Source organism: Calothrix sp. NIES-2098 (assembly GCF_963875125.1).
Classification (GTDB): Bacteria; Cyanobacteriota; Cyanobacteriia; order Cyanobacteriales; family Nostocaceae; genus Aulosira.
Map to the genome: position 1 here is coordinate 1,978,694 of NZ_CAWNKJ010000001.1, position 13,144 is coordinate 1,991,837.

At 41.4% G+C, this 13,144-nt stretch carries 10 protein-coding genes; 9 read left to right on the forward strand and 1 reads right to left on the reverse strand.

From position 1 onward, the window contains the following. The first annotated feature begins 467 nt into the window (after positions 1-467). The 9 genes from AACU33_RS08250 (at position 468) to AACU33_RS08290 (ending at position 11,332) form a co-directional block, all read left to right on the forward strand. The gene (locus AACU33_RS08250; RefSeq protein ID WP_096588051.1) at positions 468-728 is read left to right on the forward strand and encodes a Nif11-like leader peptide family natural product precursor; all 261 of its coding nucleotides are present in this window, start codon (positions 468-470) and stop codon (positions 726-728) included. A 151-nt stretch (positions 729-879) separates the two neighbouring features. Further along, positions 880-1,137 (forward strand): Nif11-like leader peptide family natural product precursor, encoded by a 258-nt coding sequence (locus tag AACU33_RS08255; RefSeq protein WP_096588052.1) that lies wholly within the window; start codon positions 880-882, stop codon positions 1,135-1,137. Between the two features lie 74 nt (positions 1,138-1,211). Then, complete coding sequence (locus AACU33_RS08260; protein WP_096588053.1) at positions 1,212-1,472, forward strand: Nif11-like leader peptide family natural product precursor; 261 nt, start codon at positions 1,212-1,214, stop codon at positions 1,470-1,472. A 206-nt stretch (positions 1,473-1,678) separates the two neighbouring features. Further along, positions 1,679-1,927 (forward strand): Nif11-like leader peptide family natural product precursor, encoded by a 249-nt coding sequence (locus tag AACU33_RS08265; RefSeq protein ID WP_096588054.1) that lies wholly within the window; start codon positions 1,679-1,681, stop codon positions 1,925-1,927. 371 nt (positions 1,928-2,298) lie between these two features. After that, positions 2,299-5,628 (forward strand): type 2 lanthipeptide synthetase LanM family protein, encoded by a 3,330-nt coding sequence (locus AACU33_RS08270; RefSeq protein WP_096588055.1) that lies wholly within the window; start codon positions 2,299-2,301, stop codon positions 5,626-5,628. 57 nt (positions 5,629-5,685) lie between these two features. After that, positions 5,686-6,252, forward strand: coding sequence for a hypothetical protein (locus AACU33_RS08275; protein ID WP_096588056.1), 567 nt, complete (start codon positions 5,686-5,688; stop codon positions 6,250-6,252). 3 nt (positions 6,253-6,255) lie between these two features. Beyond that, the gene (locus AACU33_RS08280; protein WP_096588057.1) at positions 6,256-8,514 is read left to right on the forward strand and encodes a peptidase domain-containing ABC transporter; all 2,259 of its coding nucleotides are present in this window, start codon (positions 6,256-6,258) and stop codon (positions 8,512-8,514) included. A gap of 91 nt (positions 8,515-8,605) precedes the next feature. Next, positions 8,606-9,787, forward strand: a complete 1,182-nt coding sequence (locus tag AACU33_RS08285; RefSeq protein WP_339375852.1) for a hypothetical protein — start codon at positions 8,606-8,608, stop codon at positions 9,785-9,787. 87 nt (positions 9,788-9,874) lie between these two features. After that, entirely contained in the window at positions 9,875-11,332 is a 1,458-nt protein-coding gene (locus AACU33_RS08290) for a DUF3131 domain-containing protein (protein WP_096588059.1), read from the forward strand. A 203-nt stretch (positions 11,333-11,535) separates the two neighbouring features. Here AACU33_RS08290 and AACU33_RS08295 read toward each other — a convergent pair whose 3' ends face one another. Next, on the reverse strand, positions 11,536-12,657 hold the full coding sequence (locus AACU33_RS08295) for a Fic family protein (RefSeq protein WP_096588060.1): 1,122 nt from the start codon (positions 12,655-12,657) through the stop codon (positions 11,536-11,538). Positions 12,658-13,144: the final 487 nt, after the last annotated feature.

The following is a 13,144-nucleotide window of genomic DNA, read 5'->3' on the forward strand; positions in this document are numbered from 1 at the left end:
CAAATAATTCGTAATTCCGAACAAAATTAATAATTAATGCATTCGGGTTTTCAGCCCTTAACTTTAGTTATGGAAAATGAACAGAAGCTTAGTAGTCTATCGCATTAATTATATGGAACAGATACACATGGATAAATATCGGTGTGTATCTGTTTTTATCTATGGTTAATTAATTACTTTGTTTCATAACTCAAACAAATAATAAGTGCTATATAAATTATATAAATTCAGATATGGCATTGTCTAACAAAGAGTACTCAACTTAAATTTACTTACTTAAGCTTAATTGAGCTTGTTAGCTAATTAATTGAATTAAATAAAACTCCTTAAATTATCTACATTTACCTTTTTGAGTTTATAAGACAATCTAGTATTAACTACTTGAGTATACCAATAAAAGCTAAAGGCTCGATCAAATTGTACGTATACAAGTAGATTTTTTACATTCATTTAATGAGGATACAATCATGATTCAGAACATCAAAGAACTGCTGCAAAATACTCAACTGCAACAGCAAATTAAAGAAGCTACCAACTTTGCAGAAGCTGTCAAATTGATTACAACCGCAGGGGCACAAAAGGGCTACTCTTTCAGCCAAGAAAGTATAGCTCAGGCAGCAAGCAAGCTCATGTTAGAAGAGCGTGAAATCTCAGAATCTGACTTACTCGCAGTTGCTGGTGGGTTGAGATCTTCTTCTATAACTAGAAGCATTTTGAGTTGTTGTTAATCGAACTGTGCCAAGCAGCGTGGCTGTATGGTTTTTTCTATGGTCACACCTTGTAAATGTGCTTATCATAGCTCAATTTTTTGGCAAAAAATTAGTGAATCAAATGCTATACTTCCCAAAATTAACTAATCTCAAAAACAGGAATTGACTAATGATTCAGAACATCAAAGAACTGCTGCACAATGCTCAACTGCAACAGCAAGTAAAAGAAGCTTCTAACTTGGTAGAAGCCATCAAATTAATTACAAATGCTGGAACACAAAAGGGCTTCTCTTTTACCCAAGAGAGTATAGCTCAGGTAGTCAGCAAGCTCATATTGGAGGAGCGCGAACTTTCAGAAGCTGACTTACTTTCTGTTGCTGGAGGAAAGAACAGTTTCACAGGGTTTGAGAGCTTTATGTGGTGCTAGTAGGCTTTTAATGGAATTAGCTTAACTCCGACTAAATTCAGAAACCAAGTAATTTCAAAAATGAGAATAAACTAATGATTCAGAACCTCAAAGAACTACTGCAAAATGCTCAAATGCAACAGCAAATTAGAGAAGCTGCTAACTTAGCAGAAGCCATTAAACTGATTACAACCGCAGGAGCCCAAAAGGGCTACGCGTTTAGCCAAGAGAGTGTAGCTCAGGTGGTTGGTGGGCTAATGTTAGAAAGCCATGAACTTACGGAATCGGACTTACTTATGGTTGCTGGTGGGCTAATGCCTGATTGTAAATGCGGCTTGATTTATTGCACAGAATAACCTAGCATGCTCCAATCTTTTTCTTGAATCTTATCTCGAAAGTAGCAAGCTTAAAAACTTATTTAAGTTAAGAAATGCCATGAATGTGCCAAACTTAGGCAATTTCAAGATTTCCGATCGAGACAGATTGGATAATGCATTTAAATAAAACTCTGAGCTACTTAAATATTCAAGTAGCTCTCTAATTTCAAAAGGAGAATAAACTTATGATTCGTAGCATTGAAGAACTGTTGCAAAATATTGAAATACAACAGCAAGTCAAAGAAGCTAACAACTTAGCAGAAACCACTAAACTCATTACAACAGTAGGTGCTGAAAAAGGTTACTCTTTGACTGAACAACAGGTAGCGCAATTAGCTAGCGAACTAATGTTAGAGAAGCTAGAACTTCGCGAGACTGACTTACTTACAGTTGCTGGCGCTTTTGGTTACACAAATAATAGATATTGTTTTTAGTTTTAGTAGGCATCGCCCATCAAAACATCGATCTGGTGGGCGATGCCCAACGCCACTTGACGGCAGTTGCTACAACGGGGGGAACCCCCGCAACGCACTGCCTCCTTTAAGCCGGGAAACCCTTTCGGCAGTTGCTCATGGGGGAGACCCCCAAGACCGCACTGCTTCACCAACGCAGTGGCTTCCCTACGTAATATTTCAAACATCAAGGATGAATTCTATAGATATTGTTTTTAGGAATCAAACTTGAAGGAGTGATATTACTTGTAAATATGGGGAAAGTGTCTTTCCCCTACTTGAAAAATTATTAGCGTTCGCGAACATTCCTTATCTTCTGCTTTGTTCGATTAAAATCCCTCAATTCTTACATTATGTCTCAGATTTCGATATCTATAGGAGAGCGCGTTTATGCACCTCCAGTTAATTACACCAATGCAGATTTAGCCTCAATTGTTGCTAATGCCAGCTTCCTTTGGGAACGCCTCGATTCCGAGGGTTTTACTGTGGATGGGGAACAGGCAAAATCAGAAATTGAGCGTCGCTGCGATCGCTGGTGTCAAGTTGCAGCACAGGGTAACTTAGATACATTCCAAAAACGCTTACAGTGGGAAGGTTTGCACCTTGATGCTGTGCGTCCGATATTGGGAACTGTGCGAATTACAGACAATCACCCGTTGCCAGAATGGGCGCAAACCCTACAACAAATCATGCAGACAGCGACAGGATTTATGTCTGCATCTGTATCATTTCTGCCAACCGATCCAGACAATCCGCTTCCTTTCGAGGATATTCTTTTACCTGCGATCGCAGTTGCCAGACAGCAACTTCTGATTCGTTTGGGTTCTGAGCAACTCACGGAAGATAGCCTGCCTCTTTCGATGCTCACAGAAGCTGCTTATCAAGCTTTAGAACGTACTTTACTGCAACGACTCGTAGAACTTTGCACCAAGACACTAGACTTTGAATTCTCCCAGGTTCGTCCCTTTGTCCAGAATTTACTCAATTTGCTAGGGTTAGAAACAGAAGACAGCAATAGCAAAACTCACTATACCCAGTTCGTTGAGCGACTGCTGCAAAGTGGATTGCTAACTTTATTCCAGAAGTATCCAGTCCTCGGTCGATTAGTGGCAACAGCAGTAAATTTCTGGGTCGAGTTCACGACTGAATTCTTGCAACGATTGGCTGAGGATAGAGCCGAGATTCAGCGAGTTTTTGGCTCAACGATTGATATAGACAAAGTTGCACAAATTCAAACTTCCCTTTCCGATCCACATAAGCGCGGCAGAAGCGTGATTTTGCTCACCTTTGAGTCTGGATTCAAACTCGTCTATAAACCCAAGGATTTAGGATTAGAGGTTGCTTTCAACGAATTTTTATCCTGGTGTAACCAACACAGCCAGCTTTTAGATTTCAAAATTATTCAGGTGCTGAACCGCAAAAGTTACGGCTGGGTGGAATATGTTGAGCAGCAATCTTGCATCGATGAAGCCTCTGTCAAACGTTTTTATCAACGCGCTGGGATGCTGTTGTGTGTGCTTTATGCTTTCAGGGGAACCGATTGCCATTGCGAAAACTTAATTGCCAGTGGCGAACATTTAGTGTTAATCGATATGGAAACCTTGCTGCATCATGAAGCCAATCTAATTGACAATTCACCCTTTATTCAAGAGTTTGAGACAGCCGCCGCACAACGCCTCTGGGATTCAGTACTCCGCACAGGGATGTTACCTCGGTGGGATTTTAGCAGCGATCGCCGCATTGCTTATGATATTAGCGGATTAGGCAGTGTTGATTCAGGTCAAGCTCCCCGCAAGTTACGCCGCTGGCAGGCAATTAACACTGACAATATGCACCAACGCTATGAGTCTGTGACATTCCCTCTAGAGAAAAATTTGCCCCGCTTGGGTGAAGTTGCTTTATCTGCCAACGATTATCAAGTAGAAATTGCTACGGGATTTGAGCAGATGTATCGTTTCTTGATGGTAAATCAGGATAGGCTCTTGGCTCCAGACAGTCCACTGGCTGCCATGCAAAATCAACAAGTCCGCTTTATCTTCCGCGCCACCCAGATTTACGGTACTATTCTCCAAAATGCGTGGGCACCCGATTATCTCAAAAATGGGGTGGACTATAGTATTGAACTGGATCGTCTCAGTTATGCTTTTCTAGTTGCTCAGGAAAAACCCCATGCTTGGCCGATCCTGAGTGCGGAATTGCAAGCTATGCAGCAGTTAGATATTCCTTTTTTTACCGCTAGTGCTGCTAGTGATGACTTGAGCGTAGGTAGAAATCAAACTATTCAGCAGTATTTTAAGCAACCTAGTTACCAGCAAGTTCTAATGCAATTGCAAGCATTGGATGAAACTGACTTAGCCCGACAAGTTGCGATCGTTCAAGGCTCCTACTATGCCAAGGTAGCGCAAACCGCAAGCAAAGAAAGTGAACAATGGAATGTTGAGTCCTTACCATTGCTGAACTCACAACAGTTGATTGCGGAAGCTAGAGCGATCGCGTCTGAACTCGAAGCCAGAGCTATTCCCGATCCCGATGGAAGCGTTAACTGGATTGGCTTAGTTTATATCCCCGAAGCGGAACGATTTCAACTACAGGTGTTAAACGACAGTCTGTATGACGGACGCAGTGGAATAGCGTTGTTTCTCGCCGCCCTCTATCAGGTATGCGGTGAACCGTGTTTCCGTAATCTGGCATTGCAGACATTACAATCGTTACGTAGACAAATTCAAACTCTCGATCCAGAATCTCAGCAGCGAAAAGCTCGACTCAGTGGAATTGGGGGTACAACAGGTTTAGGTTCTACAATTTATACCTTCGTCAAGATTAGCCAATTTCTAGGTGATGAAACCCTCTTGCAAGATGCTCAAGTTTTGTGCGATTGGATGACACCAGAACTAATTGCTGCGGATAAATTTTTAGATATTATTAGCGGTGCTGCTGGAGCTATATTATGTCTGTTGTCTCTTTATGGAGTCACAAAAGAAGCCAGCGTATTGGAAAAAGCGATCGCCTGCGGACAGCATTTACTTACTCACCGAGTCAGCCATGAAGGTGCGCCTAAAGCCTGGCTAACCATTGGTGAAACACCTTTTACTGGCTTCTCTCATGGTGCTGCTGGTATTTCTTATGCGTTGCTACAACTCTACGCTGTTACCCAAGACCGTAACTATTTAGAAGCCGCCTTAGAAGGGATTGAGTATGAACGCAGCGTTTTTTCGGAATCCCATGCCAATTGGCCCGACTTCCGTGGATTAGCACAAACAGGACAGCCTATGTTTCCCGTCCAGTGGTGTCATGGTGCAGCTGGAATTGGGTTAGCTCGCTTAGGTAGTTTCAAGATTGTGAACATACCTGAAATTGAACGCGAGATTGAAATCGCTCTGCAAACTACTCAACGCCATGCATTGCAAGCCATCGATCATCTATGCTGTGGGAATATGGGTCGGGTTGAGGTGCTATTAGTTGGTGGACAACGCTACTCCCGTCCTGATTGGTATGAAAGCGCTTTCCAGAATGCAATGAACATTGTAGCTAAAGCCAAGCGTACTGGAGCCTATAAACTGTTTCCCAACCTACCTAATTCTGTATTTAATCCTGGCTTCTTCCCAGGTACAGCCGGAATTGGTTATCAACTTCTTCGTCTAGCACACCCAGAACAATTACCTTCAGTTTTGCTGTGGGAATAAGAAGGACACAGAGACACGGAAAATGCCCAATGCCCCATGCCCCATGCCCAATGCCCTATGACAAACCCACCTCGCTCAATCTTTCGTGAAGATGCTGTTCGTCGTTATTTAGAAGGTAGGGAAAAGTCTATCTTGCCGCGACTGGTTTCTCCACGCACGTTTATTTATCTATGGTTTATGTTGGGGTTGCTAGGGATGAGTAGTATCATCGCTTGGCTGACTAAAGTACCTGTCTATGCATCTGGAACAGCCGTTGTTGTTCGCTGGAAAGACAAAAAAGTTACTCCTGAAGGTATTGTTGTCGCTGCTTTTTTTGAGCCTCAACAGATTGCAAATTTACCAAAAACCAAGAAATTATTTTTAAATTTTGCCGATCGGGGCGCTCGCACTGCTGCCATCATTGCTGTTGAACCAGAGATTGTTAGCCCCGACACTATCCAAAAACGATTTGCGATCGCGCAAATTACCGGGCCTAGTGCAATAGCGATCGCACAATTAGAGCCGATAGACAAAAACTTGCCTGCTGCTGCATATCTGGGTAGTGTCGGTGATGCACAAGCAGAAGTTGGATCGCAACGTCTCATATCTTTATTACCACTAATTGGGCAATTCTTTGAGCAATAGATCATGAATGTTCTCAAGAAAGTACAACGAATAAATTTACAGCTAGAAGCGATCGCTTGGGGACTGAAATATCTCATCTCGCCTACTCGTTGGCTGAAGTTTTTGCAGCATTACCAACGGCGAGTTCCAATTAGATTACAACTCAATGCTGTTGAATGTGGTGCAGCTTGTCTAGCAATGATTCTCAGTTACTATGGCAGGCAGACTCAAGTTAACGAATGTCGGGAGTTTATGGGGATTGGTCGAGATGGTGTGACTGCACAGACCATAGCTCAAGCTGCCCGTGCTTATGGATTGCGTGTCAAAGCATACTCTATAGAAGAACTTGCTGATTTTAAATATATTCATTTACCAGCAATTGTTTATTGGAAGTTCGAGCATTTCCTAGTAGTAGAACGCTGGTCAAAAAACTATGTTGAAATTGTCGATCCCAGTAGTGGACGATGCCGATTAACTATCGAGCAATTTAATGAGGGCTTTACAGGGGTGGTATTGACTTTCGAGCCTGGAGTACAATTCCAACGCCGCCGCAAAAAAGCTTCATTATCCTGGTCAGATTACTTGCTGCAATCCATTGGGCAGACACCAGGCTTGTTGTTGCAAATCCTCAGCACTTCTGTGCTGCTACAAATTTTAGGGCTAGCGTTACCTATCTTGACCAAAGTAGTTGTAGATCGCATCTTGCCGTTTCAACTCCCCGATGTCATGCCCATCTTGGGAATAGGAATGCTGATTCTCGTTCTAGCGCAAATGGTAACGAGTTATTTACGCGCCGCATTGCTGATTTATTTGCAAGCACGCATTGATACCCGCTTAATGCTGGGTTTCTTTGAGCATTTACTGACACTCCCCTTTCGCTTTTTTGAGCAACGTACAGTAGGCGACCTGCTGATGCGTCTTGGTAGCAATGCCATGATTAGAGAAACGCTGACTAGTCAGACGCTATCAATCATCTTAGATGGTACGTTTGTGTTGGGATATCTAGTCTTACTGTTCTTTCAAGAACCCACTTTTGGCATCGCTGTTTTGGTTGTGGGACTGCTTCAGGTAACACTTTTACTAGGCACAACCAGGCGAGTCCATGACTTAATGCAACGCGACTTGTTAGCCCAAGCAGAATCTCAAAGTTACTTGGTTGAAGCATTAACCGGAATCCTGACACTCAAGGCCTGTGGCAGTGAAGACCGTGCTTTTGATTACTGGTCTAATTTATTTTTTAAGCAATTGAATGTCTCGCTGCAACGCAATCATTTAGGGGCAATGGTTGACACAGCAATGGTTTCGCTGCGTACTTTCTCACCACTGGTGCTGTTATGGATAGGAGCAATGTATGTATTAAATGGAACTATGAGTTTAGGGACAATGCTAGCGTTAAATGCGATCGCAGCGTCTTTTTTCATGCCCCTGACCTCGCTGGTAGCAAACGGTCAGCGTCTACAATTGGTAGGCGCACATCTTGAAAGATTAACTGATGTTCTTACAGCTCAATCAGAGCAGCAGTTAGAGCAAGTTCAAACAGCACTACAAATAACCGGACGAATTGAGTTAAAGCAGGTGAGTTTTCATTACGATTTAAATGTCCCACCAGTTTTACACGATATTTCACTCACAATCGAACCCGGACAAAAAATCGCTTTAGTTGGTCGCTCTGGATCGGGAAAAAGTACGCTAGCAAAGCTTTTACTGGGGTTGTATTTACCAACAGCAGGAGAAATCTTTTATGATGGTATGCCATTGTCAGCATTAAACTGGCGCACATTGCGTAGTCAATTTGGGGTAGTACTGCAAGAGCCTTTCCTGTTTAGCGGTTCAATTCGGCAAAATATTAGCGTTAACAATCCTAGCTTGGCTCTAGAGAAAATCATGGCAGCAGCAAAGCTAGCAGCTATCCACGATGATATTATGCAAATGCCTATGGGTTACGAAACCAGACTGGCAGAAGGCGGTAGTGGTTTATCGGGAGGACAACGCCAACGGTTAGCACTGGCGCGTGCTTTAGCTCACCAACCTGCTATTCTCTTATTAGATGAAGCAACCAGCCATCTTGATGTTGTAACTGAGAGTTTGATTGATCAGAATTTGCATCAGCTTTCATGTACGCGGATTGCGATCGCTCATCGATTGAGTACTATCCGCAATGCTGATAAAATTTTAGTTCTCGATCGCGGGACAATTGTTGAACAAGGTTCCCATGAGGAACTTCTACGTCTAGATGGACATTATGCTTCATTAATTAATGGAACTTCGTTTGCGCGAACCTAAAAAATATGAGTCGTAGCTTTTGAGATTAAGGCTGATTTTAGCAAGTTATGCCATTCTGTAGTGCATAACTTGATAGGCTATGGCATTAATTATGAAACAGGTTCAATGGCTGGTGGTTTGGAGCATTGGTATTTGGACATTATCATCAACTAACTTACAAGCTGCTCAAGTACAAGAAAGCAGGAAAACGTTAATTTCTGTAGATAATTTAGAAAACTTTGACAATAACTCGAAAGTCCTACCCTCTCGATTTGAGCTAAAACCTCTTTTAATTGCTGCACCTGAAAATTTTAATCCTGGACTGCAAGTACCGCCACCATTACCAAAACCCTTACCTAAGCCTAGCCCACCATCAACTTCTCCCGACCCAATTCAACCATTTGCAGTTTTAGAAAGTATACAAACGGACTTTCGTAATGATACAGATAATTTCGGTCAACATAATTTGTTCATTGAACCCACATTTCAGTTTCGATTGCCGAATGGCAATAAAATATTTGTGAGAACGGGGTTTGACTTTTTTGAGCAACCAGGTGTGGAATCAATTAGCAATATTCCTTTACAAATTGGTTGGTCAGGAAAAATTGGACAAGTCACTTTGCAAACAGCAGCAGGAGTTGATATGTTCAACCGTTTACCCATAGCGACAAATTTTAATGCTAAAGTTGAAGCCCCAATTGTACCGTTGAAAGTTTCTTCGGACAGATTAGTTTCGGGTGTAATAATATCAGTAAACTTAAACCAAAGTCCTTATAAATTTAATGCTCGAACTTTAGACAATCAAATTACTGCTTGGCGCTTTGGCCCTGATTTATATTGGCAGATCGATCGCGATACTAGCTTATTCTCTTCATTACGCTTGGGTAACTACAACGATGGAAATTCGGAAATTCAGTCGTTTAGCAGACTAGAACGCAAGTTTGGACAATTTTCTCTGGCAGCTAATTTATTTACCTGGAGTTACGATCGCAATGTAGAACGTACAAGCGGCTATTTTTCTCCACCAGATTTTTTGGTATACAACGCTGAGGTGGCTTGGGAGGGAGATATTGCCAATTTCTTACGCTGTCGCCTGTCTGCTAATTTAGGACAGCAACGACTTAATGGTGAATTTGATAACGCTAATGCTTATCAATCTCGCTGTACAGTTAAGCTTTCACCCGAAATAGAAGCAGATTTAGGTTATAGCTTTAGTAATGTGCGAAATCAGGACACCGGAGGAAGCGCTTACGGTGCGAATTCTTTGACAGGACAGTTGCGAGTTAAATTTTAAGTATGACTGTCTGTTAGTTGAATTTGAAAGCTGGGAAAAATGAAGTTGTTACAGCAACAGTGACTTCAAAATAAGGCTTTTTACAACATGAGTTCTGATTTTCAACCGCCACCAAAAGGCTTGTCCGTACTGGCTTCTGTGGGAGGGGTGGTGACTGCAATAACTGCGATCGCGCTTTTAAATCTTTGGTCTAGTCGTCTGGCGCAAAATACACAAACGCCTGCAATTTCAACATCTCAAACTGTTACCCCTACTCCCACAGCCAACTTGGAAGCCCAAGCACAAAACGTAGCAAAACTTGATGCTGAATCCGTAGTTTTACAGGGAACAGCAATTACTTCTAGCGAACTAGTCGGCAAAACACCTTTTACTACAGCTGGAGTCAGAAAACTGGATGCAGTTGACATCGCAACTGCACGTCTAGCTTGGTCATATTTTCAACGCAACTGGAATGAGCAAACTGGCTTAGTCAATTCTGCTGATAAATTTGCATCTGTAACTATTTGGGATCAAGCAGCTGCGATCGCAGCTTTGGTGAGTGCGAGAGAACTCGATATCATCCCAGAAGCAGAATTTGAGGCGAAGATGACCAAGATGTTGCAGACTCTAGGATCGTTGCCTTTATATAAAGGTGAACTACCCAACAAAGTCTACAACGCCAAAACTCTGATACCTGTTAATTACGGACAATTAGAGAAAAGAGAAGAAATTGGTTGGTCTGCCATCGATTTGGGAAGGATGGCAATTTGGTTGAAGATTGTCGAAGCCAAGTATCCCAAAATGCGATCGCCTGTGCAAGCTGTGTGGAAGCATTGGCAAGTCAAGCGCCTCACCAAAAACGGGCAAATGTACGGTACTGCCGTTGTTCAAGGTAAAGAACAGTATAACCAAGAAGGTCGCTTGGGCTACGAAAATTATGCTGCCTACGGTTTAAAACTGTGGGGTTTAGATGTCAAGCAAGCCTTAGAGCATAAGTCTAATACCGCCTTTGTTAATCTTTACGGCCAGGGGGTTCCCTACGATCGCCGCGACGCGAAAAACTCAGGCGCAAATAACTACGTTCTCAGCGAACCCTATATTCTCGATGGCATAGAAACAGGGTTTAAAGCGTTGCCTAAAGCTTATGCCGACAGAATTTTAGCTGCGCAAGAAGCGCGTTATCAAGCAACCAAAGAATTAACTGCTCTCACAGAAGACAATTTAGATCGTCCGCCGTATTTTGTTTACAATAGCTTGTTTGTTAACGGCAAACCTTGGGCAACAATTACCGATACCCAAGAACAGCATAATAATTTACGATTCCTCAGTGCTAAAGCTGCGATCGGTTGGCACGTACTTTACAACACCGATTACACTGGCCAGCTATTTGATTTTGTCCAAACTCATCTCAAGTCTAAAGATGGCTGGTACAACGGCTTTTATGAATCTCTGCGTCAGCCAAATAAATCTCTCACCGCCAACAATAATGGTGTGATTTTAGAGAGTTTGCTGTACAAGCAAGTCGGACAACCACTTACCATTTGGGCAGGGATCAAAGTCAACTAGGAAGCTTATCAGAAAACTGCCTATGAGCAATGTGCAGTTTTCTGTATTTATGCGTGAGCGATCGCTATTAATCCTGAAATCCTAGCATCCTGAAATGCGATCATTGTTTATAGTCTGCACTCACCAGACGTAAATGACCTTTGTCACTCAAATAATCATATTAATAGGTTCCAATGCAGCGCGGTTATTAGACACATTCCCTACTAAACCCTGACAAGTTCCATTAGTGGTTCAAAAGAATATAGAGCTGGCCTTCTTCCAGATGCTTCCTCCAAAGTCATAAGAATATTTTTTTCTATAAATATCCTAGTAAATCTCGCAGCAGTTGCGGTCGGAATGCCACTATTTGCTGTAAATTTGTTGTTTCTAAATACAGGATTTGTAAATACAAAATCAAGAGCATTAACACTCCATTTTGAAGATAGAATATCTGAAAATACAGTTTTCATTTCTTCATATAGATTTCGTATATTTTCAGCTATTTTTAGATTTCTAATTGCCTGTTGTTCAATTGCTTCGAGAAAGAACTTACACCATTCTTCCCAATCATTATTTTCAGAAACATTTCTCATTGCATCTATATAAAGATCTTTGTGTTCTTCCAAATATCCACTAATATAAAAATGAGGTTCTGATATCGTACCGAAAGACCACAGCATTAATGTAATCAACATTCGACCTATGCGTCCATTGCCATCTTTAAATGGGTGTAGTGCTTCAAATTCAACATGTGTTATCGCAGTCTTAACTAATGTCGGATGTGAACTTTTTTCTATATATTGAAATAGTTTATCTAATCCATCCTGTAGTTTTTCTGGGCTAACTGGAATGAACAATATGTTCTTCTTCAATGTGTCAGCAATATAATTTTGCTCTTTTTTAAACTCGCCTGGTGATTTTGATGCTCCTCGACCAAACCACAATAACCTTTCATGAATTGTTTTTATTAAAAATTGAGAGAGAGGATATCCCTCTTTCATCATTTTCTGCACTGACTTTAGCGCTCTTTGATATAGAAGAGTTTCAATGACCTCCGATCTAACGTTTGGGGAAGCTTCTAATTTGTCATCGTGATCTGCCTCATACTTTAGAATCTCATCCATCGTACTCACAGTCCCTTCCATTCTTGAGGATATAACAGCTTCTTGGTTTCTTAGAGGTGCTAATAGAATTTCACTGTTATGCATGTTCTTTAGCATTTGGTCATATCGAGCCACCGCATCAGTTGCTTTTATCAATGGCTCTATAAATTTCTCATAATTCAGGCTATTCGGTGGAAATTTATCGTAGTGATAGTTTACTGCATGATCTAGATTGAGATCCATTGCTTTACAACCCCAGTGGCTGCAAATAGATGTTCATATTTTAGAATATTTTTACATCAAACTGGTTAGATGTCAATATTTTTCCATAAATGAGAGACAACATGATTAGACGTGAATGGATTTATCTCAAAAAAGCTTGTCTATCATTTCCCTTCTCTTATGAGAGACAACATGATTAGACGTGAATGGATTTATCTCAAAAAAGCTTGTCTATCATTTCCCTTCTCTTATGAGAGACAACATGATTAGACGTGAATGGATTTATCTCAAAAAAGCTTGTCTATCATTTCCCTTCTCTTATGAGAGACAACATGATTAGACGTGAATGGATTTATCTCAAAAAAGCTTGTCTACCATTTCTCTTCTTTTATGAGAGACAACTTGGCTATTTATTAAGGAAAAACTTTTCGGATTTTATTTCCGTATAGTTACCTAATTTTAAACGTAAGTGCAAGATTTTCAGTATATTCGTCACTGATCTCAAGAA

Bases quoted from the DNA above. Each gene is read 5' to 3' on its own strand.
- AACU33_RS08250 (WP_096588051.1), top strand. From the start codon at position 468: ATGATTCAGAACATCAAAGAACTGCTGCAAAATACTCAACTGCAACAG.
- AACU33_RS08255 (WP_096588052.1), top strand. From the start codon at position 880: ATGATTCAGAACATCAAAGAACTGCTGCACAATGCTCAACTGCAACAG.
- AACU33_RS08260 (WP_096588053.1), top strand. From the start codon at position 1,212: ATGATTCAGAACCTCAAAGAACTACTGCAAAATGCTCAAATGCAACAG.
- AACU33_RS08265 (WP_096588054.1), top strand. From the start codon at position 1,679: ATGATTCGTAGCATTGAAGAACTGTTGCAAAATATTGAAATACAACAG.
- AACU33_RS08270 (WP_096588055.1), top strand. From the start codon at position 2,299: ATGTCTCAGATTTCGATATCTATAGGAGAGCGCGTTTATGCACCTCCA.
- AACU33_RS08275 (WP_096588056.1), top strand. From the start codon at position 5,686: ATGACAAACCCACCTCGCTCAATCTTTCGTGAAGATGCTGTTCGTCGT.
- AACU33_RS08280 (WP_096588057.1), top strand. From the start codon at position 6,256: ATGAATGTTCTCAAGAAAGTACAACGAATAAATTTACAGCTAGAAGCG.
- AACU33_RS08285 (WP_339375852.1), top strand. From the start codon at position 8,606: ATGAAACAGGTTCAATGGCTGGTGGTTTGGAGCATTGGTATTTGGACA.
- AACU33_RS08290 (WP_096588059.1), top strand. From the start codon at position 9,875: ATGAGTTCTGATTTTCAACCGCCACCAAAAGGCTTGTCCGTACTGGCT.
- AACU33_RS08295 (WP_096588060.1), bottom strand. From the start codon at position 12,657: ATGGATCTCAATCTAGATCATGCAGTAAACTATCACTACGATAAATTT.